General features: G+C 73.0%; 25 protein-coding genes. 11 read left to right on the top strand and 14 right to left on the bottom strand.

Features of this window, described 5'->3' with window-relative positions; genetic code table 11:
* Window positions 1-17 precede the first annotated feature (17 nt).
* Window positions 18-752 (bottom strand): NAD-dependent deacetylase, encoded by a 735-nt coding sequence (locus tag AB0F89_RS20720; RefSeq protein ID WP_367138613.1) that lies wholly within the window; start codon window positions 750-752, stop codon window positions 18-20.
* A 51-nt stretch (window positions 753-803) separates the two neighbouring features.
* On the opposite strand from AB0F89_RS20720, the gene AB0F89_RS20715 reads away from it, so the two are divergent.
* Both AB0F89_RS20715 and AB0F89_RS20710 read left to right on the top strand, forming a co-directional pair.
* Window positions 804-1,244, top strand: coding sequence for a hypothetical protein (locus tag AB0F89_RS20715; RefSeq protein ID WP_367138611.1), 441 nt, complete (start codon window positions 804-806; stop codon window positions 1,242-1,244).
* Entirely contained in the window at window positions 1,241-2,779 is a 1,539-nt protein-coding gene (locus tag AB0F89_RS20710) for a flagellar basal body protein FliL (protein WP_367138609.1), read from the top strand. Before AB0F89_RS20715 ends, AB0F89_RS20710 begins: the two co-directional genes overlap by 4 nt.
* A 54-nt stretch (window positions 2,780-2,833) precedes the next feature.
* Here the strand turns inward: AB0F89_RS20710 and AB0F89_RS20705 are convergent, their stop codons facing one another.
* Together AB0F89_RS20705 and AB0F89_RS20700 are read right to left on the bottom strand one after the other, a co-directional pair.
* Window positions 2,834-3,481, bottom strand: a complete 648-nt coding sequence (locus tag AB0F89_RS20705; RefSeq protein ID WP_367138607.1) for a hypothetical protein — start codon at window positions 3,479-3,481, stop codon at window positions 2,834-2,836.
* A complete protein-coding gene (locus AB0F89_RS20700; protein ID WP_367138605.1) occupies window positions 3,478-4,224 on the bottom strand; it encodes an ATP-binding cassette domain-containing protein in 747 nt (248 codons plus the stop codon). Before AB0F89_RS20700 ends, AB0F89_RS20705 begins: the two co-directional genes overlap by 4 nt.
* 154 nt (window positions 4,225-4,378) lie before the next feature.
* Here AB0F89_RS20700 and AB0F89_RS20695 point away from each other — a divergent pair, with 154 nt between their 5' ends.
* The 4 genes from AB0F89_RS20695 to AB0F89_RS20680 all read left to right on the top strand — a co-directional run bounded on the left by AB0F89_RS20695 (window position 4,379) and on the right by AB0F89_RS20680 (window position 10,267).
* The gene (locus AB0F89_RS20695) at window positions 4,379-7,204 is read left to right on the top strand and encodes an aconitate hydratase (protein ID WP_367138603.1); all 2,826 of its coding nucleotides are present in this window, start codon (window positions 4,379-4,381) and stop codon (window positions 7,202-7,204) included.
* 235 nt (window positions 7,205-7,439) lie between these two features.
* Window positions 7,440-8,177: a hypothetical protein gene (locus tag AB0F89_RS20690; protein WP_367138601.1), complete on the top strand. Its 738-nt coding sequence runs from the start codon at window positions 7,440-7,442 to the stop codon at window positions 8,175-8,177.
* Between the two features lie 664 nt (window positions 8,178-8,841).
* Window positions 8,842-9,138, top strand: coding sequence for a hypothetical protein (locus AB0F89_RS20685; RefSeq protein ID WP_367138599.1), 297 nt, complete (start codon window positions 8,842-8,844; stop codon window positions 9,136-9,138).
* A gap of 103 nt (window positions 9,139-9,241) precedes the next feature.
* Window positions 9,242-10,267 (top strand): hypothetical protein, encoded by a 1,026-nt coding sequence (locus AB0F89_RS20680; RefSeq protein WP_367138597.1) that lies wholly within the window; start codon window positions 9,242-9,244, stop codon window positions 10,265-10,267.
* Here the strand turns inward: AB0F89_RS20680 and AB0F89_RS20675 are convergent.
* The gene (locus tag AB0F89_RS20675) at window positions 10,215-11,819 is read right to left on the bottom strand and encodes an alpha/beta hydrolase (RefSeq protein WP_367138595.1); all 1,605 of its coding nucleotides are present in this window, start codon (window positions 11,817-11,819) and stop codon (window positions 10,215-10,217) included. The genes AB0F89_RS20680 and AB0F89_RS20675 overlap by 53 nt on opposite strands.
* Before the next feature lie 111 nt (window positions 11,820-11,930).
* On the opposite strand from AB0F89_RS20675, the gene AB0F89_RS20670 reads away from it, so the two are divergent.
* Window positions 11,931-12,953: a DUF4037 domain-containing protein gene (locus tag AB0F89_RS20670; protein ID WP_367138593.1), complete on the top strand. Its 1,023-nt coding sequence runs from the start codon at window positions 11,931-11,933 to the stop codon at window positions 12,951-12,953.
* An 855-nt stretch (window positions 12,954-13,808) separates the two neighbouring features.
* On the opposite strand, the gene AB0F89_RS20665 is transcribed toward AB0F89_RS20670, so the two are convergent.
* The 6 genes from AB0F89_RS20665 to aroF all read right to left on the bottom strand — a co-directional run bounded on the left by AB0F89_RS20665 (window position 13,809) and on the right by aroF (window position 18,523).
* Window positions 13,809-15,341 carry an FAD-dependent oxidoreductase gene (locus tag AB0F89_RS20665; RefSeq protein ID WP_367138591.1) on the bottom strand — a complete coding sequence of 511 codons (1,533 nt, stop codon included), beginning with the start codon at window positions 15,339-15,341 and terminating at the stop codon, window positions 13,809-13,811.
* Window positions 15,338-16,036 (bottom strand): class I SAM-dependent methyltransferase, encoded by a 699-nt coding sequence (locus AB0F89_RS20660; RefSeq protein ID WP_367138589.1) that lies wholly within the window; start codon window positions 16,034-16,036, stop codon window positions 15,338-15,340. Before AB0F89_RS20660 ends, AB0F89_RS20665 begins: the two co-directional genes overlap by 4 nt.
* Window positions 16,036-16,350, bottom strand: a complete 315-nt coding sequence (locus tag AB0F89_RS20655) for a lycopene cyclase domain-containing protein (RefSeq protein WP_367138587.1) — start codon at window positions 16,348-16,350, stop codon at window positions 16,036-16,038. Before AB0F89_RS20655 ends, AB0F89_RS20660 begins: the two co-directional genes overlap by 1 nt.
* On the bottom strand, window positions 16,332-16,676 hold the full coding sequence (locus AB0F89_RS20650; RefSeq protein ID WP_367138585.1) for a lycopene cyclase domain-containing protein: 345 nt from the start codon (window positions 16,674-16,676) through the stop codon (window positions 16,332-16,334). The genes AB0F89_RS20655 and AB0F89_RS20650 overlap by 19 nt, the downstream gene beginning before the upstream one ends.
* 247 nt (window positions 16,677-16,923) lie before the next feature.
* Window positions 16,924-17,493 (bottom strand): ABATE domain-containing protein, encoded by a 570-nt coding sequence (locus AB0F89_RS20645; RefSeq protein WP_367138583.1) that lies wholly within the window; start codon window positions 17,491-17,493, stop codon window positions 16,924-16,926.
* A 4-nt stretch (window positions 17,494-17,497) separates the two neighbouring features.
* Window positions 17,498-18,523 (bottom strand): 3-deoxy-7-phosphoheptulonate synthase, encoded by a 1,026-nt coding sequence (gene aroF, locus AB0F89_RS20640; RefSeq protein WP_367138944.1) that lies wholly within the window; start codon window positions 18,521-18,523, stop codon window positions 17,498-17,500.
* 449 nt (window positions 18,524-18,972) lie between these two features.
* Between aroF and AB0F89_RS20635 the strand changes: the two genes are divergently transcribed.
* The 4 genes from AB0F89_RS20635 to AB0F89_RS20620 are packed head-to-tail and all read left to right on the top strand — an operon-like array spanning window position 18,973 to window position 22,619.
* Window positions 18,973-20,526, top strand: a complete 1,554-nt coding sequence (locus AB0F89_RS20635) for an FAD/NAD(P)-binding protein (protein WP_367138581.1) — start codon at window positions 18,973-18,975, stop codon at window positions 20,524-20,526.
* A 44-nt stretch (window positions 20,527-20,570) separates the two neighbouring features.
* On the top strand, window positions 20,571-21,368 hold the full coding sequence (locus AB0F89_RS20630) for a class II aldolase/adducin family protein (RefSeq protein ID WP_367138942.1): 798 nt from the start codon (window positions 20,571-20,573) through the stop codon (window positions 21,366-21,368).
* Window positions 21,369-21,390: 22 nt separating this feature from the next.
* Window positions 21,391-21,771 carry a chorismate mutase gene (aroH, locus tag AB0F89_RS20625; RefSeq protein WP_367138579.1) on the top strand — a complete coding sequence of 127 codons (381 nt, stop codon included), beginning with the start codon at window positions 21,391-21,393 and terminating at the stop codon, window positions 21,769-21,771.
* Window positions 21,768-22,619, top strand: a complete 852-nt coding sequence (locus AB0F89_RS20620; protein ID WP_367138577.1) for a prephenate dehydrogenase — start codon at window positions 21,768-21,770, stop codon at window positions 22,617-22,619. The genes aroH and AB0F89_RS20620 overlap by 4 nt, the downstream gene beginning before the upstream one ends.
* Window positions 22,620-22,692: 73 nt before the next feature.
* Here the strand turns inward: AB0F89_RS20620 and AB0F89_RS20615 are convergent, their stop codons facing one another.
* The 4 genes from AB0F89_RS20615 to AB0F89_RS20600 all read right to left on the bottom strand — a co-directional run bounded on the left by AB0F89_RS20615 (window position 22,693) and on the right by AB0F89_RS20600 (window position 26,386).
* Window positions 22,693-23,448 carry a class I SAM-dependent methyltransferase gene (locus AB0F89_RS20615; protein WP_367138575.1) on the bottom strand — a complete coding sequence of 252 codons (756 nt, stop codon included), beginning with the start codon at window positions 23,446-23,448 and terminating at the stop codon, window positions 22,693-22,695.
* A 148-nt stretch (window positions 23,449-23,596) separates the two neighbouring features.
* A complete protein-coding gene (locus tag AB0F89_RS20610; RefSeq protein ID WP_367138573.1) occupies window positions 23,597-24,094 on the bottom strand; it encodes a hypothetical protein in 498 nt (165 codons plus the stop codon).
* 30 nt (window positions 24,095-24,124) lie between these two features.
* Window positions 24,125-25,153: a hypothetical protein gene (locus AB0F89_RS20605; RefSeq protein WP_367138571.1), complete on the bottom strand. Its 1,029-nt coding sequence runs from the start codon at window positions 25,151-25,153 to the stop codon at window positions 24,125-24,127.
* 291 nt (window positions 25,154-25,444) lie between these two features.
* Window positions 25,445-26,386, bottom strand: coding sequence for a prephenate dehydrogenase (locus AB0F89_RS20600; protein WP_367138569.1), 942 nt, complete (start codon window positions 26,384-26,386; stop codon window positions 25,445-25,447).
* Window positions 26,387-26,540 lie beyond the last annotated feature (154 nt).

The raw sequence follows: 26,540 nt of genomic DNA, 5'->3' as shown, positions 1-26,540 counted from the left end.
GCCGCACGGACGAGTGATCACCAGGTGCTCGGGTCGCCCCACGTGCGGATCGGGCCGGTCGCCACCACGGGCACCGCGGCCAGCTCGGGCAGCGCCGAACCGGCGGGCTCGCGCACGACGGCCGCCGCCAGGTCGTCGTACGGCGTCGGGTCGAGGGTGCAGATCAGCACCGCCGCGCCCGCCCGCGCGGCCAGCGGCACCAGGTGCGCGGCGGGTTCGACCGTCAGCGACGTCCCGGCCACCAGCAGCAGGTCGCAGTCCAGCGCGGCCGTCCGCGCCGCCCGCAGCACGTCGGCCGGCAGGGGTTCGCCGAACGCGACCGCGGCGGGCCGGAGGACCCCGCCGCACACCGCGCAGCCGGGCACGACCTCGCCGCCGCGCACCCGTTCCAACGCCTCGCCCATCGCGCCCGACGCACCACACGAGACGCAGACCACCCGGGACATCGTCCCGTGCAGCTCCACCACCTCGGACCCGGCGCGCTGGTGCAGCCCGTCGACGTTCTGGGTCAGCAGCGACCGGACCCGGCCGGCCCGCTGCAACGCGGCCAGCGCGTGGTGCGCGGCGTTCGGCGCCGCCGTCCACAAGGGATCGTCCAGCCAGGACCGCCAGACCTCGCGCCGCACCCGCTCCGAGGCCAGGAACCCCGACGCGTCGAACCGGAACCGCACCACCCCGGACCCGACCGACACGCCGGCGCCGGTGAGCGCGGTGATCCGCCGTGCGAGGGCCATCACGTCCCGTGCAGACATGCGCCCACCGTCCCACACGCCTGCGAGCATGTCGGTGTGCGCAGGACATGGGTGGGTGCGGTGCTCGGAGTTGTCGGTTTGGTCACAGCGGTGGTCGGCGCGTTCCTGCCCTGGCTCCGCTCCGGGACGGTCACGCGGACCAGTTACGAAGTGCTCGCTCTTCGTGATTTCGCCGGGTTGGACGGGGTGGCGGGCGAGGTGGTGCGCGGCGTCTGGGTCGCGCTCACCCCGTTGGCGGTGTGCTGCGTGCTCCTCTGGGCGGTGCGGTTTCACCGGATCGCATCATGGCTCGCACTGGTGTTTGGCACGATTGCGGGAACGGTGGCGGCACTTGCCGCCGTCCAAGGGGGCGACGAGGCGGCACTGGTCGGGATCAGCTCGACCGGACCGGTGGTGACCCTCGGTGGTGCTGTGCTGGGGGTCGCCGGGGCGATCACCGTGCTCACCGCGAAATCCCGCACAGCGATCAGCACTCCAGGAGGAGCACCGTGACGCACCCAGGCGGCGGCGGAGGCGAATGGCCACCGCAGAACAACCCCTACGGCCAGCCGCAGGGCGGGTTCCCCCAGCAGGGCCCGCAGCAGGGCGGTCACCCCCAGCAGGGCGGCTACCCGCAGCAAGGTGGCTACCCGCAGCAGGGCGCCTACCCGCAGACCGGCCCCCAGCCGCAGCAGGGCTACCCGCAGACCGGTCCGCAGGGCTTCGCGCAGCCCCAGCCCGGTTACCAGCAGCCCGGTTACCAGCAGCCCGGCTACCAGCAGGACTTCGGCCAGCAGCCGTTCGGCTACGCGGGTGGCGAGCCGCCGAAGAAGAAGCGCACCGGCCTGGTCATCACCGCCGTCGTCGCGGTCCTGGCGCTGGCCGCGGGCACGGTCGCCACGGTGTGGGCGCTGCGCAGCTCCGACGACGTCGCGGCGGGCGCGGAGAGCCCGTCCACCGCGGCGAACAACCTGCTCAACGCGCTGGGCAGCGGTGACGTCCTGGGCATCATGAACGGCCTGGCGCCCGCCGAGGCCAAGCTCAGCAAGGACTACACCGAGGCCACCGTCAGCGAGGCCAAGCGGCTGGAGATCCTGAAGCAGGACGCCGACCCGAACAAGGTCAGCGGCGTGCAGATCAAGAGCGAGGGCATCAAGTTCGACGACGCCGCCGCGGAGAAGGTCAACGACCGCCTGACGATCAACAAGGTGGTCGAGGGCAAGATCACGATCACCTCGGACGTCAAGCAGATCCCGCTGACCGACAAGCTGGTCGACGCGCTCGGCTCGGACCTGCAGAAGCAGGGCACGGAGACCGAGACGCTGGACTTCGCCAAGGAGAAGGCCGACCGCAAGGGCAAGCCGATCGGCATCGCCACCATCAAGGTCGGCGACGAGTGGTACCCGAGCCTCTTCTACACCCTCGCGAACGCCGCGCTGGAGGAAGAGGACCTGAAGTGGCCCGCCAAGGGCATCGCCCCGGCCGGCGCGGGCTCGGCGAACGACGCCGCGAAGCAGCTCGTGGAGAAGGCGCTGGCCGGTGACGTCGAGGGCGTCATCGCGCTGCTGCCGCCGGACGAGATGGGCGTGCTGCAGGACGTCGGCCCGGTGATCCTGGACCAGATCGGCCGCACGCCGCCCACCGGCGCGAAGCTGGTCGAGCTGGAGACCGACGCCAAGGACGTCAAGGGCGGCTCGCAGCTCACCATCCGCAAGCTGGTGGTCGAGGCCGAGGGCGAGCAGGTCGAAATCAGCCGGGACGGCGACTGCTACAGCGCGTCGGTCAAGGGCCAGACCCAGCGGCTGTGCGCGGACGAGCTGACCCAGCTGATCGAGCAGCAGGGCGGCGGCGACATCCCGTCGGCGGCGGTCGACGTGATCGGCCGGGTCGGCGCGCAGGTGCTGAAGGACGGCATCGGCGTGGTCGCCACCGAGGTCGACGGCAAGTGGTACGTCAGCCCGTTCCGCACGTACAGCGAGCTGTTCCTGACGCTGATGCGCGGTCTGGAGCCGAAGGACATCGACGAGCTGATCAAGGCGATCAAGTAGGTCGAGGTCGGAACGAGCGGGTAGAGGTCGACCGGTCGGCCCCCGTCGCGCGCACTAGCCGCGGCGGGGGCCGACCGCTGTCGCGAGCCAGGTCGCGCCGGCCACGAACAGCACGGCGACCACGCCGGACAGCGCGAGCGCGGACGTGACGCCCTCGTCGTGGGACAGCGCCCAGAGCACGTTGCCCACCGGCGGGGTGCGGCCGAACAGGAAGACCAGCACGACCAGCGCGGTCGCGGCGAGCACCGACCAGCCGGTCTGGTCGATCACCGGGCGGCTGCACAGCACGCCGACGCCGACGCCGACCAGCGCGCACACCGCCAGCGCGGCGAAGCCCTGCGCCACCACGCCCGGCGGGTACGGGCGGGGCTGCGTCACGACCGGCGCCAGCGCGGCGAGCAGGGCGACGCCCAGCGCGGCCGGCGCCGACAGCAGGGTCACCGCCGCCTGGGCGCGGGCCCAGCCGCCCGCGGTCACCACCGTGACGGTGCGGCGGACCGGGTCCTCGGCGGTCGCGACCACCACCGTCAGCCACACCGACACCGGGTAGACCAGCACGCACGTCCCGGCGTACGCGGGCAGCGGCGGTCCGGCGTCGGAGGCGTAGAGCATGCCGAGCACGGCCACGTGCAGCAGCAGCGGCGGCAGCCAGCGCTGCGTGCGGACGACGTCCGCCGCCAGGTACCGCACGAGCGCCGTCACGACCGCACGCTCCGCACCGAGCAGCCCAGCCGCAGCGCCTCGGCCAGCACGCCGTCGCTGAACCCGGCCCGCACCTCGACCCGCGCCCCGCCGCCGACCTCGCGGGCCTCCGCCACCCCTTCCAGTGCGCTGATCAGCGCGAACGCCTCCCCCACCCGGTCCAGTTCGATCACCACGCCACCGGGCCGCGCCGGTCCGAGCGCGATCTCGCGCGCGCCGGGCAGGTCGTTGCCGTGGTGGTCGGTCAGCACCACGGCGGCCGGCGACGACGACACCAGCTCGCCGAGCACCGCGCCCGCGGCGGCGTCCAGCCCGGACCACGGCTCGTCCAGCACCAGCAGGTCGGTCGCGTGCAGCGCCTGCGCCAGCGCGACCTTCTGCGCGTTGCCCTTGGACAGGGTGGCCATCGGGGCGGCCGGGTCGCCGACGAACCCCAGCGCCTCGACCAGGTCCCAGCGCGCCGGCCCGCCGCGCACGGCGGCGAGGTGGCGCAGGTAGTCGCGCGCGGACAGCTTCACCCCGGTCGGGAACCGCTCCGGCGCGTAGCCAACGGACGCGCCGCGGCTCACCCGGCCGGTGGACTGCGCGGTCACCCCCGCCGCGATGCGCAGCAGGGTGGACTTGCCGGAGCCGTTGCCGCCCCGCAGCACGACCACCTCGCCCGGTTCCACGGCCAGCGTGACGTCGCGCAGCACCCACGGGCCGCGGCCGTAGCGCTTGCCGACTCGATCAAGACGCACCACGGGTGTGATGATGCCCCGATCAAGGTAGGGCCGGGTTGAAGCGCAATACAGGACACGCGTACTGTTTGGGGTGAGAGGGCATCGCACCCGCGGGTGCGGGAGACTCGGCAGAAGTTCCCCAACCGACTTTGCGCGTCACCAGATGGAGTTTCACGTGACTGCCAGTAAAGACAGCTTCGGCGCCCGCGGCACGCTCAACGTCGGCGACGCCTCCTACGAGGTGTTCCGGCTCAGCGCGGTCGAGGGTGCGGAGCGCCTGCCGTACAGCTTGAAGATCCTGCTGGAGAACCTGCTGCGGACCGAGGACGGCGCGAACATCACCGCCGACCACGTGCGCGCGCTGGGCAGCTGGGACCCGTCGGCGGCGCCCGACACGGAGATCCAGTTCACGCCCGCCCGCGTGGTCATGCAGGACTTCACCGGCGTGCCGTGCGTGGTCGACCTGGCCACCATGCGCGAGGCGGTGACCCAGCTCGGCGGCGACCCGACGAAGGTCAACCCGCTGGCCCCCGCCGAGCTGGTCATCGACCACTCGGTGATCGCCGACATCTTCGGCCGGCCGGACGCGTTCGAGCTGAACGTGGACCTGGAGTACGAGCGCAACAAGGAGCGCTACCAGTTCCTGCGCTGGGGCCAGACCGCGTTCGACGAGTTCAAGGTCGTCCCGCCGGGCACCGGCATCGTGCACCAGGTGAACATCGAGCACCTGGCCCGCGTCGTCATGGTCCGCGACGGCCAGGCGTACCCGGACACGCTGGTCGGCACCGACAGCCACACCACGATGGTCAACGGCATCGGCGTGCTCGGCTGGGGCGTCGGCGGCATCGAGGCCGAGGCCGCCATGCTCGGCCAGCCGGTGTCCATGCTGATCCCGCGCGTGGTGGGCTTCAAGCTGCACGGCGAGCTGCCCCCCGGCGCGACCGCGACCGACCTGGTCCTGACGATCACCGAGATGCTGCGCAAGCACGGCGTGGTCGGCAAGTTCGTCGAGTTCTACGGCTCGGGCGTCGGCGCGGTGCCGCTGGCCAACCGCGCCACCATCGGCAACATGAGCCCCGAGTTCGGCTCCACCTGCGCGATCTTCCCGATCGACGGCGAGACCATCGACTACCTGGAGCTGACCGGCCGCTCGGCCGAGCAGCTGGCGCTGGTCGAGGCCTACGCCAAGGAGCAGGGCCTGTGGCACGACCCGGCGGTCGAGCCGGTGTACTCGGAGACGCTGGAGCTGGACCTGTCCACGATCGTGCCGTCGATCGCCGGCCCGAAGCGCCCGCAGGACCGGATCGAGCTGACCGACGCCAAGGAGGCGTTCCGGCAGGCGCTCGGCGCGTACGTGTCGAACACCGAGCCGACGTCCGGGTCGAGCGTGGACGAGGCCGTCGAGGAGACCTTCCCGGCCAGCGACCCGATCTCGCCCGCCGACGGCGACAACGGCGGCGCGCCGCGCGTCGTCCACACCGCCGCCGAGGGCTCCGAGGGCCGGCCGTCCAACCCGGTGAAGGTGACCCTGGACGGCGCGGAGTTCGAGCTGGACCACGGCGCGGTCGCGATCGCCGCGATCACGTCGTGCACGAACACGTCCAACCCGTCGGTGATGCTCGGCGCGGCCCTGCTGGCGAAGAAGGCCGTGGAGAAGGGCCTGGAGCGCAAGCCGTGGGTGAAGACCACCCTGGCGCCCGGCTCCAAGGTCGTCATGGACTACTACGAGCGGGCCGGGCTGCTGCCGTACCTGGAGAAGCTGGGCTTCCACCTGGTCGGCTACGGCTGCACCACGTGCATCGGCAACTCGGGCCCGCTGCAGGACGAGATCTCGGCGGGCATCAACCAGGGCGACCTGGCCGCGGTGTCGGTGCTGTCGGGCAACCGGAACTTCGAGGGCCGGATCAACCCGGACATCAAGATGAACTACCTCGCGTCCCCGCCGCTGGTGGTGGCGTACGCGCTGGCCGGTTCGATGGACAAGGACATCACCACCGAGCCGCTGGGCGTGGACCAGAGCGGTGAGCCGGTGTACCTGGCCGACATCTGGCCGTCGCCGCAGGAGGTCTCCGAGGTCGTCGCGTCGGCGATCTCGCCGGAGGGCTTCACCAAGGGCTACGCCGACGTGTTCGCGGGCGACCAGCGCTGGCAGTCGCTGCCCACGCCGACCGGCAAGACGTTCGAGTGGGACGCGCAGTCCACCTACGTGCGCAAGCCCCCGTACTTCGAGGGCATGGAGATGGAGCCGGCCCCGGTGACCGAGATCGGCGGCGCGCGCGTGCTGGCGCTGCTGGGCGACTCGGTCACCACCGACCACATCTCCCCGGCCGGCGCGATCAAGGTCGACTCGCCCGCGGGTCGGTACCTGACGGAGCACGGCGTCGAGCGCAAGGACTTCAACTCCTACGGTTCCCGCCGGGGCAACCACGAGGTGATGATCCGGGGAACGTTCGCCAACATCCGGCTGCGCAACCTGCTGCTCGCCGACGAGGACAACGGGCAGGGCGTGCAGGGCGGCTTCACCCGCAACTTCCTGGAGGAGGGCGCGCCGCAGACCACCATCTACGACGCGTCGGTCGCCTACGCCTCGGCCGGCGTGCCGCTGGTCGTGCTCGCGGGCAAGGAGTACGGCTCGGGCTCGTCGCGCGACTGGGCCGCCAAGGGCACCTCGCTGCTCGGCGTCCGCGCCGTGATCGCCGAGTCGTTCGAGCGCATCCACCGGTCGAACCTGATCGGCATGGGCGTCCTGCCGCTGCAGTTCCCGGAGGGGTCGACGGCGGAATCGCTCGGCCTGGACGGCACCGAGACGTTCGACTTCACCGGCATCACCGCCCTCAACGACGGTGACACCCCGCGCACGGTGCACGTGGTGGCCGCGAAGGCGGACGGCTCGAAGGTGGAGTTCGACGCGGTGGTCCGCATCGACACCCCCGGCGAGGCCGACTACTACCGCAACGGCGGCATCATGCAGTACGTGCTGCGCAAGATGGTCCGCAGCTAGTCACCGCCGCACGACGAGGGCCGTCCACCTCCGGGTGGGCGGCCCTCCGCCGTCTGTTGACCCGTTCCGGATGGCCCGGCGGCACTCGTGCCCGCGCGGCGCTCGTGCCTGCGGACCGCAGTACCCGCACTATTGCGGTAATTCGATGCCCATTTGCCGATCGTATTCTCAACCACCGCTAAGGGTGTTCTCAGTCTGCCCCGGTACACATGCGCTACGGGGAAAGGTGGGGGCCATGGTGCGGGAGGCGCACAACGAGTTGAGCGGGACCGCCGACGCCTCGGCTCAAGCGCACACCGTCAACGGAGGGGTGCACTTCCACGGCTCGCCGCGGCGCGAACCGGGGGCCCGCGCGTGGTTCGCGCACGGGCTGTTCGCGGTCGGGATCTTCGTGGTCCTGTCGGTCGGCCTCCAGTCGCGGGGCGGCGACCCGCCCCCGGGGCCCGCGCCAGCGGCGGGCGGACCGGCTCTCGCGCTGCGCATCCCGGCGCGCCTGGACCGGGCGACGTTCCGGTACCGGGCGGACGTGCCCGAGGGGGCGCAGGTCCTGGGGTTGGAGGGGCGCCGCTGCGGCGACCGGATCCACGGCCGGGTCGGCATCGCCCACGTCGGGGTGGACCCTTCGGCGGGCGCGTTGGACCTGGTCGCCCGCGCCCACGCGGACAGGTGGGTCCGCCTGCGGTGGGGTGACGACGCCATGACGAAGTACGGCGCGCCCAGAGAGACCGGCCGGGTCGCCGCGGACGGCGGTGCGCGCTACTACGGCGTCCAGCTCAGGGTCGACGTGCTCGCCCCGCACGCGGACCCGTGCCTCGGGCGCACCGGTGTCGTGCACGTGCTGGTCCTGGACGTGGGCAGCGCCTACTGCGTGCTCGTGCTGTTCGCCGCCACCGGGAGCGACCCGGGGTCCGGGGAACCGGTGACCGACCGGGACCTCGCCGACATCGTGGCGGGCGCGCGGCCCGCCCGCTGACCGGACCCCGCCGGGTCGAAAGGGGCGCGTGGTCGTCACAATTCGAATTCCGCCGGTGACGATCGGCAGATCAAAACGACGGAAAATCTTTTTGCGCTGAACGGGTGCCCCCTTTTGACATTCGCCAAAATGCCCGCCCAACCTTCTGGCGCCGACGCCGCCCGACCTGCACGGAGCTGTCAACCGTCCGGCCTCGGGCGGCGGCGCGCTGCCGGTCAACCCGTCGGTCACGTACACCGACGCCGAGGGCCACGTCGTGATGTTCGGCAACCCGTCGGTGAACGTGCGCGGGTGCGTCGCGGCCATCGACGTCGAGCCCGAGCACGCGGTCGACGAGCTGGGCACGCCCGGCAGACGCACACCGCGACCGCCACCGTCACCGACGACTTCGGCGACCCGGTGCCGGCCACGCCGGTGACCTTCACCGGCCTCGACGGCCCGAACGCGGGCGCGGCCGGCGGCGCGGACACCACCGCCACCGGCACGGCCGACTTCACCTACCCGGACGTCCAGGGCCCGGCTGGGCTCGGCACGGACTCGATCCGCGGCTGCTTCACCCACGCGGCGGGCCACCAGGTCTGCGACGACGTCACGAAGGACTGGGTCGACACCACTCCCCCGGTCGTGACGTGCCAACCGACCGACAACCCCGGCGGGCGGCACCGTGCCGCCCGCCGACAACGAGGACGGGTTCTTCGTCCTGACCGCGACCGACGCGGTCGACCCGGACCCGCTGGTCTTCGTCTCCGGCTCGGCGGGCCCGGCGGTGTTCGGCGGCTTCCCGAGCGGCACCGAGGTGAAGCTGGTGCAGGCCCCCGGCGCGACGCCGAACCAGAAGCCCGGCGTCGGTGACATCGACTGGCGCATCACGCTCAAGGGCGACGCCCTCGTCCACGGCGTCGACGCCTCGGGCAACCGGTCGCTCCCGGTGAGCTGCCTGGTCCCGCCGCCGCCCAAGTAGGGCGCGGCAACGAGTGAGGGGCGTCCGACCGGACGCCCCTCACGCCGCGCGCGGCGGTCGATAGGGTGGCGCGCTTGTGGGGGCTGTCGCTTGGTCGTTACCGGTGTTGCTCGGGCTCGTCCTGCCGCTGTGGGACGACGGCCCGCCGGTCGGGGCCTCGTTCGCCCTGGTGGTCGCCGGCCTGCTGGTCAAGGCGCACCAGGTGCACGCCGACCGGCCCGGCGCGTGGTTCCCGCTGCTGGTGACGGGGTCGACGTCGCTGGTGGTGGCGCTGTCGCCCCCGGTCGAGTCGATCCCCTCCGAGCTGTGGCGGTACCTGATCGGGTTGGCGGCGGCCATCGCCCTGGCGCTGTGGGCCTGGCGGGCGCGCAGCGGCGTGGTGGCGGTGACCGCGTTGGCCTACCTGACCGCCGTGCTCCGCTTCCAGCCCGTCGCCCCCGAACCCGGCTCGCAGTTCCTGTCCGCCGAGCAGTTCCACGCCCTCCCGCCGGCCTTCGACCCCGGGTCGCACCCGGAACTGGTCATCGTCGCGGGCGCCGTGCTCGCGCACGCCCGGCTGGACCGCGCGCGACCGTGGCACGTGCTCGCGATCACCGGCCTGCTCGGCTCGTTGTGGCACGTGGGCGCGTTCGCGCTGGTGGCCGCGGCGGTGGTCGTCGGCGCCCACGACCTCAACGCCCGCCGTCCCGGCGCGTGGTACCCGTTGGCGGTGGTCGGCGTGGGGCTCGTGGCGTGGCCGGTGCTGGAGAGGGCGACCGCGCCGCGGTGGACCGATCCGGCCTTCGAGGGGCTGCCCGACGGCTACTACGCCACGTTGACCTACGTGCCCATGAACGCCGCCGAGACGAGTGCCACCGCGCTCGCCATCTCGCACGCCGACCACGACGAGGTGTTCGCGGCGCTCGTCGTCGCGGTCGGGCTGGCCGTGTGGGCCTGGCGGCGTCGGAGCCCGGTCATGCTGCTCACGGCCGTCGCCTACCTGAGCGTGGCCTACCTCGACGCCTGGTCGCCGCCGGAGCTGGTGGTGCTCGCGGGTGCGGCCGTCGCCCTCGCGACGACGGCCGCACCCGGGGGCGTCAGAACGGCTGGACGTTCGGCTGGAACACCTGGCCGTTGGCCGGGGCCTTGAGGTTGACCAGGTAGTCGGTCACCAGGGTGTCCACACCGGCGCTGTCACCGAGGATGCAGTGCCCGAACGCGTCCACGCTGAGCAGCCGCGCGTTGCCCAGCTGGCGGGCCATCCGCTTGGAGAAGTCGTACCGCGTCGCGGGGTCGTAGTAGTTGCCGACCACGACGACCGGGTTCGGCGTGCGCTTGTTCCACGGCCCGGCCCAGCGGTCCGGGTGGCGGACCGGCCAGGTCGCGCAGGTCAGCAGGTCGGACGCGGCCTGCTGGCGGCCGAACGTCGGCGACTCGCGCTCCCACAGCGCGGCCAGCGCCGGGAACAGCTGCGGCACCCGCAGGAACGGCTTGTCGGTGCAGTTCACGCCGTAGTACGAGTCGTCGTAGAGGTATTCGGTGTCACCGGTGCGGCCGGGGCGGATGTCGGCGAGGCCGTGCTTGTTCGCCAGCGGCGGCAGCGGCTCGGCCTGCTCCTGCGCCGAGAACGCGGCCGCGCCCGGGCGCACCACCGCGTAGGCGTTCTGGAGCCACGCGGCCAGCGCCTTGAACCGGGTCGGCGCGTACAGGTCGCTGGTGACCCGGCCGATGTAGCCGTCGTAGGTGACGACCTCGCCGGACGGCAGCGTGATCGACCGGGTCCGCAGGTGGTCGCGCACCTCGTCGAACTTCGCCCGCGGGTCGCCGTCGCTGTACGCGCACTTGTCGCCCTCGGCGTCGCAGCGCTTCAGCCACGCGTCGAGCGCGACCTCGAAGCCCTGCGCGCGCTGCCGGTCGTACTCCGCGCCGTTGGTGGTGCGCAGCGCCGGGTCCACGTTGCCGTCCAGCACCAGGGCGCGGGACTTCGACGGGAAGATGTTGGCGTAGGTCGCGCCGAGCAGCGTGCCGTAGGAGAAGCCGACGAACGTCAGCTGCCGGTCGCCGACGCCCTGCCGCAGCAGGTCGAGGTCGCGCGCCACGGCCTCGGTGGACATGTGGTCGAGCAGCGGGCCCGCCGTGCGCGCGCACGCGTCGGTGTAGTCCTCGGTGGCGTCCATGGTGTTGCGGATCTCGGTGCGGGTGACCGGGATCGCGGACATCCGGCCGAAGACCTCGTTGGCCTCTTCGAGCGTCTTGAAGCAGCGCAGCGGCGAACTGCGGCCGACGCCGCGCGGGTCGAACCCGATCAGGTCGAACCGGTTCATCACCTCGGGCTGGAAGAACGAGCTGCCGTAGGCCGAGTAGATCAGGCCGGCGCCACCGGGGCCGCCGGGGTTGATGAACAGCGAGCCGACCTTGTTGGCCTGGTCGTCGGCCGGGCGCTTCATCAGCGCGACGGTGATCTTGGGGCCGTTGGGCTCGCGGTGGTCCAGCGGCACGGGGTGGTTGGCGCAGCTGACCTTGTCGCGCTGCGCGGCCGGGATCTCGGCGAGCACGTCGTCGGCGCAGGTCGACCACTCGATCGGCGTCGCTCGTGCTTCTTGCGCTTCCTGGGCGGCGGCGGCGGCGCCGGTCCCCGCGAGGCCGGACACCGCCGTGCCGGCGACCAGCGCGAGGACCAACGCTCTGTTACGAAGTTGCATGCGGTAGCGCTCCCTCGGTTCACTCGACGTCGCCCCTCAGTGACACCGCGACGCCATCGCGCGAGGCTTTCACTCGATCGTGTCCGAGAACACCCGCAGAACGGAGGATTCGTGCCCGACGGACGGTTCTTGCCCGGGCTGACCCTGGCCGAGCGCTTCTACCGGGAGGCGGTCGAACCCCTGGTCAGGGAGCACTTCGGCGAGGTGCCGCACAGCGCGGCCCGGATCGGCGCCGGTTCCGAGGTGCTCGGGTACGACACCGAGCGCTCCGCCGACCACGAGTGGGGACCGCGGGTGCAGCTGTTCCTCGACCCGGACGACACCAGGGCCGAGGACATCCGGACCGCGTTGGCCGAGCACCTGCCCAAGGTGTTCCTCGGGTACCCGACGCACTTCGCGGAGACGGGCGAGGCCGGGATCGGGCGGATGGCCCCGACGGACGGGCCGGTGCGGCACCGGGTGGAGGTCACCGACGCGGGCACGTGGTTCGACCGGCAGCTGGGGTTCGACCCGCGGGCCGGGGTCGGCGTGCGGGACTGGTTGAGCGCGCCGACGCAGCGGTTGGCGGAGACGACCGGCGGGGCGGTGTTCCACGACGGGTTGGCGGTGCTGACGCCGGCGCGCGAGGCGCTGCGGTGGTACCCGGACGACGTGTGGCGGTACGTGCTGGCGTGCCAGTGGTGGCGGATCGCGCAGGAGGAGGCGTTCGTGGGGAGGTGTGGCGAGGTCGGTGACGAGCTGGGGTCGGCCGTCGTCGCCGCCCGGCTGACCCGTGACCTGATGCGGCTGCGGTTGCTGGTGGACCGCCGTTACCCGCCGTACGGCAAGTGGCTCGGCAGTGCGTTCGCCCGGTACGCCGATCTGGTGCCCGTGCTGCGGTCGGTGGTGGCGGCGGGTGATTGGCGGGTGCGGGAGGGGCACTTGGTGGAGGCGTACTCGGTGGTGGCGGGGGCGTGCAACGAGCTGGGGCTCGCCGAGCCGGTGGACCCGGGCGCCCGCCCGTACCACTCGCGCCCGTTCCGGGTGCTGCGCGCCGATCGGTTCACCGCCGCGCTGCGTGGTGCGATCACCGATCCCGAGGTGGCCGGTCTGCCGCTCACCGGTGCTGTGGACCAGCACCGGCACATGTCGTGAGCGTTGTGGGAGTTGCGATCCGGGTGTCGATTCCGGACTTAGGACGCGCGGGTTCTGGGTAGTCCGGGTGGGACAAGGAGGTCGACATGGTGCAGCCTCAACCGCCCCAGCCGAAGCCCGTGCCGGTTCCGGAGCCGGTGCCCGAGCCGCCGGGCCCCGAACCCTCACCCGCCACCGAACCACCGCTCCCGCCCACCCCGGAGCCACCCACGCCCAGCTGATCAGCAGGTCCAACGACCGAGCCCGCCACCGCTGACCGATCCGGTCGCCGCGGTGGCGGGCTGGTCTGCGAGCCGGAACGGCTAGCAGCGATACCACCCCTAGCGATGGTAGTTCTTCTAGTAGCGATAGTTCAGCTAGCAGCGCTAGAGTGAATAGCGTTGACAGGGCGGCGAGCAGCGGCAGGTCGGCTAGCGATGACAAGGCGACTGCCTGTTGAGTCGGCTGCGGTGGCGGACGGCTGCGGGGCGGCAAGCGGCTGTAGGGCGGCAAGCGGCATGGAGCGGCAAGCGGTTATGGAGCGGTGGTTGGCGCCCGTAGCGGCGGCTGGCCGTGGCGGGCGGCTGCAATAAGTAGCTGGCGGTGGTCGGCGGCTGTAGTAGATAGCCGGCGGGCGTTAGCGGTTGCGGTAGGCGGCTGGCGTGGTTAGCGGCTGCTGTAGGCCAACCACGGCCAGCCGCCAGCTGCCCCCGCCCACCTACACCGCAGCCGCCCGCCACCGCCAGCCGTCCATCCAGCCGCTGACCGTCGCCAGCCAACTACAGCAGCCGCCAATCACGGCCAGTGGCGGGCGCGATGTGGCGGGTGAGGGACGGTGGGCGGCGGTGGTGTGGTGGTGCCGGGTGGGGGGGCGGGTCAGGTGCTGGGCACTGCTGCCGGTCGGGTTGTGGACGGGTTGCGGCCGAAGCGGCGGGCCAGGGTGCGCAGCACGGGGCCCCGGCCGGTGGTGGGGACGCTCCACAGGTCCGTCCCGGAGACGCCCCACCCGGCCAGCAGGTGGTTGGCCGCCGCGAAACCCGTCGTCGCCGCGCGTTCCATCAGCGCCACCGGCAGGTCCACCCGCACCAGGTCGCCAGCCAGCACCAAACCCTCCACCGGAGTCCGCACCGCGGGCCTACGAGCGAATCCGCCCGGCGCGAACAGCGGACAATCGGCACGCAGCTCGTGCCGCACGTCCACCACCCGCGCCGCCCGCGTCTCCGGGTACACGACGTGCAGCTGCTCCAACAACCGCTCCGGGTCCACATCGGACTGCAACGCGTACCCGTGCAGCTCGACCACCGACCCGCCGGTGCGCGACGCCCACTCACGAGCCTCGCGCTCGTAGTGGTTCAACACCGAGACGTTGTCCAGCTCCCCGTAACCACTGGTGCCGAGGAACCCCGGCCGGTCCGCTCGCACCGGCCGGTCCAACCAGTAGCGGGACACCAGGAACGGTGGGGCGCACTCCAGGTCGGCGATGTCCGCCCGCCACTCCGGGGTGCCCAGGTCGGACGCGCCGACGACCTCCCGCAGCCCTCCGACGTCCATCGCCAGCACCACGGCGTCCGCCGCCACCGTCGAATCCGCCAACCGCACGGCGAACCGCTCGCCCCGCTCCACGCCCAGCACCGGCGTGCCCGTCCGCACGCTCACCCCGAGCCCGGCCAGGTACCGGCCCAGCGGGTTCCACATCGACTGCGGGAACGGGTCGGCGGCCACGTCGAACAGCAGGCCCTCGCTGGAACCCAGGAAGTAGATGTGGAACATGGTCGCCAGCTCGGCCGCCGACATCCGGCTGGGGTGCGCGAAGAAGCTCCGCGAGAACACCTCGAACGCCAGCGCGTGCACGGCCGGTGGGAAGCGGATGCGTTGCAGGTACGTGGCCGCGTCCAGGTCGTCCAGCTCGTGGTAGGTGCGCGGCACGGAGACGTCCAGCAGCGGCAGGGCGGCGCGGGCGTCCACGGAGGGCAGGTCGCGCAGCGCGAACGCGGGGCTGCGCAGCAGGAAGCCGGCCGCGTTCCACGGCACGGCGCGCGGCAGCCCGGCGAAGCCCTCGCGGTGCCCGGACGCCTGCCACAGCGGGTAGTCCGGCAGGCCGACCAGCCCCGCACCGCCCGGGTCGACCCTGGCCAGCAGCGACCGCAGGTTGTAGTACTGGCGGAAGAACGCGTGGAAGCCGCGGGTCATGGTGGCGCGGCTGCCGTCGGCCAGCCGCGTCTCCCAGCCGCCGACCCGGCCGCCCAGGTAGTCCTCCCGCTCGCACAGCACGACCCGCGCGCCGCGTTCGGCCAGGACGGTCGCGGCGGCCAGGCCGGCGATCCCGCCACCGACGACCACGACGTCCTTGTCGCACGTCGGCCGCCCGGCCGGTCCGGGCAGGCGCACGGCCTTGCGGTCCCGCCTCATGCCCGTCCCACGACCGTGTGCACGATCCCCCGCTGCCACCCGGCCGCCGGCAGCACCCGGACGTCGGCGAACCCGGCCTTCACGACCCGGCGGCGCAACGCGCGGACGCCGTCGAAGTCGAGCACGCTGCGCCACAGGTACGTGTAGAGGCTCGCGGACCGCGTCACTGCCACGCCGCCGGGGATGATCACGGTCCAGCAGACGGCCGTCCACAGCGCGGTGGCCGCCACCGAGTCCCGCACCGAGTACTCGTGCGCCACGAACCTCGCTCCCGGCTTGAGCAGGCCGCGCACCTCGCTGAGCACGGGGTCTGGGTCGGCCAGGTTGCGAACCAGGTAGGCGGCGAAGACGCCGTCGAACGGGCCGCGCTCCGCCAAGTCCTCGGCGCGCGCGTGCACGAAGGACACGTTGTCCGGCCAGGGTTTGCGCTTCGCCTGGTCGAGCATCCCGGCCGACGCGTCCACGCCGATGATCTCGGCCCGGGGCGCGACCGACAGCAGCGCCGCCGTGGACGCCCCGGTGCCGCACCCGAGGTCCAGCAGGCGCTGCCCCGCACCGTCGCCGACGACGCCGAGCGCCGTGGCCGACCGGCGCAGCTCCCGGTGGTAGCCGGGGTTCGCGCCGACCAGCAGGTCGTAGCCGCGGGCCGCCGCGTCGAACGCGTCGGGCACCTCGGCCACCGCCAACTTCGCCATCAGACCGCCTTCCGGGTGCGGGCACGTTCCCACAGCAACAGGGTCAGGGTGATCATCGAGAAGCCGAACAGGAAGTCCTCGACGGGGATGTCCCACGGCACGCGCACACCGCTGATCACCGCGGGCTCGTAGAGGACGATGGGCGCGCTCAGCTTGGTCAGCCAGCCGTCGACCGGCACCTGGAACGCGAAGACGATCGCCATCGTGAGCCAGTAGGCGCGGCGGCGGAACAGCCCGGTGCGCAGCAAGAGCAGTTCGGCGGCGACCGTCAGCCCGACGGACGCCGCGGCGGCGATCAGGTACTCCGGGCCCACCGCGCGCCTTCCGGTCGGGGAGCCGTCACGGCCGACACGGCCTCGTAGGTGAGCAGCGCGCACAGCGGGATCACCAGGAAGAACAGCAGTTCCTCCACCGGCATCCCACCGGGCAGGACGAGTCCCAGCGTGAACCGCTCGCTGAACGTCCAGTGCCCGCGCGCGATGGCGATGAGGTCCCACGTGGCGAACAGCAGCACCACCGGCAGGAGCGTGCGGGCCACCGCCTCGAACCGCCGGTACACACCCGCGCCCAGGAACTCCAGCGGCGCGGTCAGCAGCAGGCAGACAGCGAGCACCGCCAGGTACTGCCACCGGTCTTCCATGCGACTCACCGTAAGGCGGCACACCGCGGTCCGCATGACAGGCGGAACGGCGGGCGGCAGGCAGCGGATGGCGGTGGCGGATGGCTGGTGGCGTTGGCGGGTGGGGGCAGAGCAGCGGCGGCAAAGCGGCGGGCGGCGGTGGAGGGAGCGCGGCGGGCAATAGCGGTGGCGGTGGCAGAGCGGCGGTGGCAGAGCGGCGGGGGCGCCGGGGGCGGGGGCTTCCCCTCCCCCGGCGCCGACCGCGCCGTCAGGACCAGGACGCGGGCGACTGGCGGCGGTAGTGGCGGGCGACGCGCACCCGGTTCCCGCACTGCCGGGAGCACCACTGCCGCCGGCCGGTCCGCACGTAGTGGTGGACGCACCCCGGCGCCCGGCACGCCGACAGGCGACCGTCGGCGAGCAGGTCGACGGCCTCGGCCGCGATGCCCGACAGCAGTCGCTCCGCCGGGGTGCCCGAGCAGCACGGGCGGCGGCTCGGGCCCTCCTCGGTCAGCACGAGTTCCGTCCAGACCGTCGTCGCGGTCACCGCCCCGTTGATCACCTCGACCGCCCGCGCCACCCGCTCGGGCGGCAGCGGCGACGTGGCGGTCCGGTGGTGGACGACGTCCCGCAGCGCGTCCCGCAACTCGCGGAACGCGGCCAGGTCCCCGTCACCGGCAGTCGTCCCCGCGCTCACCACCTCGACCCACCGGCGCAGGCGCCGGACGTCGGACAGGGCGTCGTGCACCCGGCCGCGCTCGGACCACACCGTGTTCATCAACCGCACGGTCAGCGGTTCGTCGGGCAGCACGAGCACGAAGCCGTCCGTCGGCGGCACCGGTTCAGACCGCCAGGCGGTCGCCCGCGGCCGCGGTGCGACCGGTGAGCCGGGCGAAACCGTCGACCACCTCCGCCAGCTCGGCCATGTCGGCCGACACCAGCGCCTGCGGGCCGTCGCACAGCGCGGTCTCCGGCGACGGGTGCACGTCCACGATCACGCCGTCGGCGCCGACCGCGATCGCCGCCTTGGTCAGCGGCAGGACCAGGTCGCGCCGGCCGCCCGAGTGCGACGGGTCGACGATCACCGGCAGGTGCGAGAGCTGCTGCGCGACCGGCACGGCCGAGACGTCGAGCGTGTTGCGGGTGGCGGTCTCGAAGGTGCGGATACCGCGCTCGCACAGCACGATGTCGAGGTTGCCGCGCTGCGCGATGTACTCGGCGGCCATCAGCCACTCCTCGATGGACGAGCTCATCCCCCGCTTGAGCATGACCGGCTTGTCCAGCGCGCCGGCGGCTTGCAGCAGCGGGAAGTTCTGCATGTTCCGGGTGCCGATCTGCACCATGTCGACGTGCTCGGCGACGATGTCGATGTCGGCCGGGCTGACCACCTCGGTCACCACCGGCAGCCCGGTCGCCTCGCGGACCTCGGCGAGGATGCGCAGCCCCTGCGGCCCCAGCCCCTGGAACGCGTACGGCGACGTGCGCGGCTTGTACGCGCCGCCGCGCAACAGCGTCGCGCCCGCCGCGCGCGCCATCACCGCCGCCTCCATCGTCTGGTCCAGCGTCTCGACCGCGCACGGTCCGGCGATCAGGGTGACCGTCCCGGGGCCGATCGGCACGCCGCCGACGCGCACGGTCGAGCGGTGCGCGTGGTGCTCCCGGCTGACCAGCTTGTACTTCGACGAGATGCGGACGACCTCCGCCACCCCCGGCAGCGCGCGCAGCTCGGCATCGCTGAACTGCCCCACGTCGCCCACCAAACCGATGATGGTGCGATTGACACCGCGGCTCACGAACGCCTGGCAGTTTCCGCTCTCGATGCGTTCCACGACCCCGCGCAAGTCAGCCTCGATCGCACCCGCCCCCATGACGATGACCACGGCACCCGCCCCTCGCTCGACATTTGAATTGACGATCCAATCGCTGCGGAACGCTACCCAGGACGCGTGTCCTGGTATGTCGAACCAGCGCAGGCTCGTTGCCGCATTCGCGAACACGGGCACGTCCGACCCGGTGCCGCCCCCTGAAACCGGCCCCCGGGCGTCTCGGATACCGCAGCGGGCGAACGTCGCCGGAAGAATGTCGTCGCACCCGTTCGAAGGCAAACGGTCGGCACCGTAGCACGGGTGGGCCGGTCCGGAACAATAGACCGATCGGCCCACACCGCACTCGCGGTTCGCTTTTTGGCAATCGTCGTCGCGCGCAAGCGTCAGCCGCCGCCGAGAACCGCTGTCTACCATGTCGGGACACATCGCAACTTTTCCGCGAATAACCACGAATGCACCCGACCACTGTGCGGGAGAATATCGGGTTCGCCATGAAAACAATTCCGGCAATAGCTGTGGTGGGTGGCGGCGCGTCCGCGGTCTGCCTGCTCGACGCACTCGCCTCGGACGACCGCCTGCCCACCGGCGAGGTGGTCGTCTTCGAACCGTCCGGCCACCTGTGGCGCGGCCGCCCCTACCAGCCCGACCTGGAGGTCATCCGGGTCAACGCCGTGCCGGAGGACATGTCGGTGCGCGCCGGCGACCCGGCGCACCTGGCCGACTGGCTCGCCACCAGGGCGTCGGCCGGCTCGCGGCCGAACGCCTACCTCGACCCGCTCGGCGGCGCGCGGTTCGTGCCGCGCGCGGTGTTCGGCGACTACCTGGAGCAGTCCGCGCGGTCGGCGCTGTCGGCGCTGGTGCGCAAGGGCTGGCAGGTGCGGATCGTGCGGGACGCGGTGACCCGCGCGACGCCCACCGCCCACCGCCTGGCGCTGGAGACCACGGCGGGCGCCCGGTTCGAGGTCGACCACGCGGTGCTGTCCTTCGGCGCCGGCCAGCCGGCGGACGTGTTCGGGCTGACCGGCGCCGCCGGGTTCGTCGCCGAGCCCTACCCGACGGCGCGAGCGCTCACCGCGGTCCCCGACGACGCCGACGTCGCCGTCATCGGCTCCGGGCTCACCGCGATCGACGTGGTGCTGGCGCTCAACGCGCGCGGCCACCGGGGTCGGATCAGGATGGTGTCGCGCCGCGGCGCGCTGCCGGGCGTCCGGCAGCGGCCGATCCACCACCGGTTGCGGCACTTCACCCCGGCGCACTTCCGCCGGATCGCCGCGAGCGGTGGCGCCGTGAGCCTGCGCGACGTCGTCTCGCTGATGGAGACCGAGCTGCGGACGGTCGGCGAGGACCTGGCCGTGGTGCGCGCCGAGATCGACGCCATCGCGCACGAGGACCCGGTGGACCGGCTGCGCCGCAACCTCGCCGAGGTGGACTCGCCGAGCATCGCGATCCGCGTGCTCCAGCAGGCGGTGCCCGACGCCGGTCCCGACGTGTGGCCGCTGCTCGACGAGTCCGCCCGGCAGTGGCTGCTGGCCCGGCACGACCGGAGCCTGATGAGCCTGTGCTGCCCGATGCCGCCGGCGAGCGCGGCCACCCTGCTCTCGCTGCTGGACGCGGGCCGGGTCGAGCTGGTCCGGGGCGTCACGGCGGTCCGGCCCGGCGAGCACGGCGGGTTCACCGTCGTCGCGGGCGGCGTCGAGTCGTCGGCGGACGTGGTGGTGAACGCGGTGAACGCCCGGCTCAACCACCGGGCGGGCTCGTCGCAGCCGCTGGTGGAGTCGCTGGTCGAGGCGAAGCTGGCCGAGCGGCACCCGCGTGGCGGCGTCCACGTGCTGCGCTCCACCAGCGAGCTGGTCGCGGACGGCGTGGCTGACGCCAGGCTGCACGCGCTGGGCGACCCGGCCCGGGGCACCCTCTTCTTCACCTTCGGCGTGCAGTCCCTGGTGGACCGCGCCGTCGACATCGTCGAGTCGATCCGGCTCCGCTGGGCGACCTCGACGCCGACACCCGCCGACCGCTTCGACGACGACAGCCTCCAGCTGATCTGAACCCCGCCCGTCCGACGATGTGAGGAGTTCTGCTCGTGACCACGATGGAAGTGAAGGCGCCCGGCTACCTCGCCGACACCCACACCGGCCTGCCGATGCCGGCCCGGGAAACCCGGACGACGGAAGAGGAGCGGCGCGACCGCAAGCAGCGCCTGACCGCCGCCCTGCGGCTGTTCGGCAAGTACGGGTTCGGCGAGGGCATCTCGGGGCACATCTCGGTGCGCGACCCGGAGTTCGACGACCGGTTCTGGGTGAACCCGTTCGGGGTCTCCTTCAACCTGGTGCGGGTGCGCGACCTCATCTGCGTGGACTCCGAGGGAGTCGTCGTGGAGGGCGTGCACAAGGTCAACCCGAGCGCGTTCGTGATCCACTCGAAGATCCACGAGCTCAACCCCGGCGCCGAGGCCGCCGCGCACGCGCACACCGCGCACTCGCGGGCGATGGGCGCCCTGGGCAGGCTGCTGGAGCCGCTGGACCAGGAGTCGGCCGCGTTCTACCAGGACCAGGTCCTCTACGACGACTACCGCGGGCCGTCCATCGCCGTCGAGCAGGGCCTGGACATCGCCGAGAAGCTGGGCGACCGGCGGGCGATCCTGCTGCGCCACCACGGGCTGATCACCGTCGGCGGCTCCATCGAGGAGGCCGTGCACTGGTTCTTCACCTACGACAGCTGCGCGCAGGTGCAGCTGCTGGCCGCCGCCGCCGGGACGCCCCAGCGGATGAGCCACGAGCAGGCGGTGGCCGCCAAGGACGGCTTCGGCGACCGGCAGCTGGGCTGGTTCAGCTTCCAGCTGCTCTACGACGAGATCGTCGCCGAGCAACCCGAACTGCTGGACGAGTGAGTCGCACCGGGAGGAGCAGGTGATGGCAGGCACGGTCCGCGCGGTGCGCGGTGCGGTTCAAGTCGACGCCGACGAGCCCGACCTCATCGCCGACGCCACCAGGGCGCTCGTGAGCGCGATGCTGGCCGACAACGCGCTGGACCCGGAGGACGTGATCAGCGTGCTGTTCACCGTCACGCCGGACCTGGTCAGCGCCTACCCGGCGACGGCGGCGCGGACGGGTCCGCTCGACGGCGTGCCGCTGATGTGCGCCACCGAGATCGCCGTGCCGGGCGGCATGCCCAGGGTCGTCCGCGCCCTGGCGCACGTCAGCGTCCCGGACGCGGCGACGTCGGTCCGGCACGTGTACCTGGGCGGCGCGGCGGCGTTGCGCCCGGACCTGGTCCGGACGGGCGCTCGGTGACCCGACCGGCGCTGCGGACCCTGGTGGTGGTGGGCACCGGCCTGATCGGCACGTCGATCGCGCTGGCCGCCCGCGCCGCCGGGGTCCGCGTCCTGCTGGCCGACCGCGACGTCGACGCGCTCGACGTCGCGGTCGGCCGCGGCGCGGGCCGGCCCGTGGGCGACCGCCCGCCGCGCGCCGACCTGGCCGTGCTGGCGGTGCCGCCGGACGCCGTGCCCCCGGTCCTGCGCGACGCGCGGGACCGGGGGCTCGCGCACGTCTACACCGATGTCGCGAGCACCAAGGCGACCGTGGTCCGCGCCGCCGGGGCGGCGGTGGACTTCGTGCCCGGCCACCCGATGGCGGGCAGCGAGAGGTCCGGCCCGGGGGCGGCCGACGCGGCGCTGTTCCGGGGCGCGGCCTGGGTGCTGTGCCCCCGGCCAGGCGTGGGCGCCGGGGCGGTCGACGTGGTGCGCGAGCTGGTGGCGCTGTGCGGGGCGCGGGAGGTGGAGATGGACGCGGTGGAGCACGACCGCGCGGTGGCGCTGGTGTCGCACGCGCCGCACGTGGTGGCCGGCGCGATGGCGGCGGCGCTGCGCGGCGCGGGTCCGGACGTGCTGCGGCTCGCGGGGCGCGGTGTTCGGGACACCACCCGGATCGCGGCGGGGGACGTCGCGCTGTGGACCGACATCCTGCGGCACAACGCCGAGCACGTCGCACGGGTGCTGGCCGGTGTGGCGGCGGACCTGGGCCGCACGGCCACCGCGCTGGCGGCCGTCGCCCGCGGTGACGACGAGCCGCTGCCCGAGGTGGCCGAACTGCTCGCGCGCGGGTGCGCGGGACGTGCGGAGCTGACCGACCGCGGTTGACCCGCCGCGCGCACGACGAGAACCGGCCGCCCTCAACCGAGGGCGGCCGGTTCTCGTCGTGCCGGGGGGTGGGTCAGCGGTCGATCTCGGCGACCTGGATCAGCGGGCCGCGGCCGACCGGCGGGGTGGACCGGAACGAGCCGTGCTCGGCGACGACCCGGAACCCCGCCGCCGCCAGCAGGTTGCGCAGCTCGGGCGCGGTGAGCACCCACTGGTCGAAGAAGTTGTGGTGCAGCGTGGCCGGGCCGCCGGAGGCGCCGACCAGCAGCGTCTCCTCGTTGCGCCACGTCGCGCGGTGCGGGTGGACCGAGATCCGGGCGAGCCGGGTGACGACCGTGCCGTCCGCGGCCGGGTGGTGGGTGACCTGGCTCGGCTGGAAGGAGTCGACGAAGTTCAGCAGGTGCGCGGCCTCCAGCACCAGCCGCCCGCCGGGCTTGAGCCACTGGCGCGCCTTCACCAGCAGTCCGGGCAGCTCCGCCGGGTCGACCATGTTGAGGGTGGCGAACAGGCAGGACACCACGTCGAAGGTCTCGTCGGTGTCGAACTCCAGGAAGGAGGCGTTGACGTAGCGCTCGCGGTCGTTCGCCCGGCTCTTCGCGTGGTCGACGAACTGGCCGCTCACCTCGACGCCGACGCCCTCGAACCCCTGTTCGGCCAGGGCGTGCAGCGTGGAGCCGGAGCCGGACCCGAGGTCGAGCAGCCGGCCGCCGGCGGGCAGCAGCCCGGCCAGGAAGTCGGTCTCGCCCGGGAGGTCGCGCATGCCGGCCCTGATGGTCTCGTAGACCTCGCCGGGGAACTCGAACGCCATCGGAACCTCGATTCTGCTCACGGGACTGGGGTGTCGACCGCGCGGGGACGTGCGGTGGTCCGGCTGCGGCGGACCACCGCACTGGCTCTGGGGCCGTTCCCGGTGGCGCGGTCGTGGTGGCGCGGCGCCCGGTGACCCGGGCGCGGTCGGGACCCGCGACCGGTCGCGGTCAGCGCCGGGCGCGGACGCCGGTCATCGTCACCGGGTTGGGGCCGACGGTGGTGCCGTCCGGCTTGTCCACGAACGACTCGCCCGAGCTGCTGAACCGGAAGGCGGAGAGCTGGCCCTCCTGGTGGCCGCGGAGGGTGCCGATCACGCCGCCGCTGCCGTCGGGCAACGGGTGCTGCAGGTCGAAGCTGAAGGTCCTCGGCGACGTCCGCACCCAGCTCCCGGTGCCCACGTAGACCGGCTCGCCGTCGGTCCCGATCGGGCCGTACATCTCGATCCGGTGGTCACGGCGGAACACCAGGACCACCTCGCTCGGCGGCTTGCCGTTGGGCAGCACGGTGGTGTTCCAGCGCCCCTGCACCAGTCGCGCGCCGAGGGCGTCGACCTGCGCGCCCGCGCCGGTCGACATCAGCGGCAGCGCCAGGGCGGCGGCGAACACGACAGCCCCCGCGCGGAGGGCGCCGCGCAGTCCGCGCACGCCCACGAGTCTTCCGGTCATTGCTCGTCCCTTCGTCGGTGTCCGACGGCTCTAGCTGTGGCTGAAGTCCTGGAGCGTCACGACGTACTCGTCGCGGTTCGGGCGGAACTCGGTGCAGTAGACCTTCGGGTACCAGCCGGGTTCCTGCCACGCCGCGGGCTGGTTGATCGGGAAGCAGCCGCCGGCCTGCTGCCCGGAGGACAGCCGGTCGAACCACCCCTTGGTGATCATCGGCTCCAGGAAGGTGATCTTCCCGGCGTAGGCGCCGTAGATGAACGTCTTGACGAACGGGGAGCCGTTCCACTCCTCGTCGGTCATGTCCACCAGGTGGTTGCCCATCAGCGCCTCGACCGCGGCGTTGTCGGAGTAGCCGGCGGGCAGGTACTGCGCGGGCACGGGCGCGGTGCCGGTCGCGAAGTCGTCGCAGTGGACCACGACGCCGCACGGGCCGAGCCGGATCGCGTCGCGCTCCGCCTTGGGCTGGGTGTAGAAGTGGAAGTCGAAGTGCGAGTGCTCGTAGATGCCGGGCGGTCCGTGCCCGTGCGGGTTCCAGTTCACCAGCGCCCACTTGAAGGGCACGTCGGACAGCCTGGTCAGCGCGGCGGGCAGCTCCAGCGGCCGCTCGTGGCCGCCCGCGCACTCCAGCATCTCCTGGCGCACGCCGTCGCCGTTGACGTCGAAGCAGCGCAGGCCGTCGGTCATCTCGGACGGCAGACCGGTCAGGGTCTTCGGCGAGAAGGTGATGCCGACCGAGGTCGGCCGGTTGCCCTGCAGCTGGGCGAACGTGCGGACCGTGCCCTGCCCCAGCGGGCGGGCGGCGCCGTACACCGCGCACGGGCCGTAGTACGACGAGGACTGCCGGACGAGCAGGTCGGCCACGCGCTGCGACACCGTCAGGGTCCGGCCGTGCTCGGAGTTCGCGTCGCGGTGCGCCACGACGCAGACCGTCACCGGGTTCTGCCCCGGGGCAGCCGCCGCGGAGTCGTCCGCGGTGAAGTAGGCGGGCGCCGCGACCGCCAGCAGGGCGAGCACGCCGAGCACGCTGCCGGACAGCAGTAATCGTCTTCTTGGAGAAGTCATCGACCGACTCCTAGGTGGGTGTGGTTGACCGCCACTGGCGAAGAGCGCGGGAGCCGGCTCGAAGCGGCTCGGCGGCGGGACTCGGTCTTTCCGATGGGCAAACGCTAGACGCCCGCGAGGGCGGTGGCACCACCTGAACACGCACGGTTGTGGCCCAAAAGCGAACGGGTGAACCGAATTTCACCGTCCGAACAGGACTCGTCACGCACCGGGCGCGGCCGCCCGGCGGCAAGGCGGGCGCGGCCGGGACCGCGGGCTCGGTTCGCGAGCGCGGTCCCGGCCGCAGCGGGCTCAAGCCTGCTGCCGCGCCGTCGGGTTCACGGGCGGCAGGAGGTCCGCTGACGGGGCGGGCAGGCGCGCGGGGTCCAGCACCACCGTCTCGACCAGGTCGCGCCGGCCGGCGGCGCCCAGGGTCAGCAGCTCGGTCACGTCGCCGATGAACGACCCGTCGCCCTCGCCCGCCAGCTGCAGCGCGGCGGCCACGTCGGTCAGGTTGGCGGCGATCTCGGAGAGCACGGTGGCCACGCCGCGCGCGTTCTGGGTCAGGATCTCCGTCCACAGCGCCGGATCGCCCTCGGCGACCCGCGTCACGTCCCACACCCCCGCGCCGCCCAGGCGCAGGGTCCGGTGCTCGGCGCCGAACAGCGCCGCCGCCATCGCGCCGGCCACCAGGTGCGGCGTGTGCGAGACGAGGGCGAGCGCGTCGTCGTGCTCGGCGGCCGACATCACCACCGGGATCGCCTCGCACAGCGCGATCAGCTCCCGGACCACGCGGACGGCCTCGTCGGCGGTCTCCTCCTCGGGGCACAGCACCCAGGACTTGCCGCCGAACAGCGAGCCGGACGCGACCGCCGCCCCGGAGTGCTCCCGGCCGCCGACCGGGTGGCCGGGCACGAAGCTGGTCATGTCGCAGCCCAGCCGCCGGGCGGCGGTGCTGGGCGCGGTCTTGACGTCGGCGACGTCGGTGTACCACTCGGCGACGCGGTCGGCCTGGGCGCGCAGGAGCACGGCGGGCACCGCGGCCGGCGGGACGGCGAGGACCGCCAGGTCCGCCGGCGGCTCGTCGGGCGTCGACGCCCGACCGGCGCCCCGCCGGACCGCCGCGGCGACGGACTCGGGATCGCGGTCCGCGAGCGTCACGCTGATGCCGTGCTTGCGCAGGACCAACCCGATCGACGTGCCGACAAGGCCCGCGCCCAGCACGGCGACCGTGCCCAGCCGAACGTCGCTCACCACAACTCCTCACGTAGGAAGCCCGGCGCGGGTGGACGGGTGCGGCGCACGTCGGCGGCACGTCGGTGACGGCCGCGCGACGGGACCGGCGACGACCCGGCCGGGGGTTCGAGGTCCGAGCGGTGGCGGCGGGGCCGGTGGACCGGACCCGCCG

Source organism: Saccharothrix sp. HUAS TT1, assembly GCF_040744945.1.
In the GTDB taxonomy this organism is placed as follows: Bacteria; Actinomycetota; Actinomycetes; order Mycobacteriales; family Pseudonocardiaceae; genus Actinosynnema.
The sequence above is the reverse complement of the archived record's forward strand: the minus strand, read 5'-3'. Positions and strand labels throughout refer to the sequence as shown.

Coding starts and splice junctions, on each gene's coding strand:
- AB0F89_RS20720 (WP_367138613.1), bottom strand. CDS start 752: ATGTCTGCACGGGACGTGATGGCCCTCGCACGGCGGATCACCGCGCTC.
- AB0F89_RS20690 (WP_367138601.1), top strand. CDS start 7,440: ATGGTGCGGGAGGCGCACAACGAGTTGAGCGGGACCGCCGACGCCTCG.
- AB0F89_RS20675 (WP_367138595.1), bottom strand. CDS start 11,819: ATGCAACTTCGTAACAGAGCGTTGGTCCTCGCGCTGGTCGCCGGCACG.
- AB0F89_RS20665 (WP_367138591.1), bottom strand. CDS start 15,341: ATGAGGCGGGACCGCAAGGCCGTGCGCCTGCCCGGACCGGCCGGGCGG.
- AB0F89_RS20660 (WP_367138589.1), bottom strand. CDS start 16,036: ATGGCGAAGTTGGCGGTGGCCGAGGTGCCCGACGCGTTCGACGCGGCG.
- AB0F89_RS20650 (WP_367138585.1), bottom strand. CDS start 16,676: ATGGAAGACCGGTGGCAGTACCTGGCGGTGCTCGCTGTCTGCCTGCTG.
- aroF (WP_367138944.1), bottom strand. CDS start 18,523: ATGGGGGCGGGTGCGATCGAGGCTGACTTGCGCGGGGTCGTGGAACGC.
- AB0F89_RS20635 (WP_367138581.1), top strand. CDS start 18,973: ATGAAAACAATTCCGGCAATAGCTGTGGTGGGTGGCGGCGCGTCCGCG.
- AB0F89_RS20630 (WP_367138942.1), top strand. CDS start 20,571: ATGGAAGTGAAGGCGCCCGGCTACCTCGCCGACACCCACACCGGCCTG.
- aroH (WP_367138579.1), top strand. CDS start 21,391: ATGGCAGGCACGGTCCGCGCGGTGCGCGGTGCGGTTCAAGTCGACGCC.
- AB0F89_RS20610 (WP_367138573.1), bottom strand. CDS start 24,094: ATGACCGGAAGACTCGTGGGCGTGCGCGGACTGCGCGGCGCCCTCCGC.
- AB0F89_RS20605 (WP_367138571.1), bottom strand. CDS start 25,153: ATGACTTCTCCAAGAAGACGATTACTGCTGTCCGGCAGCGTGCTCGGC.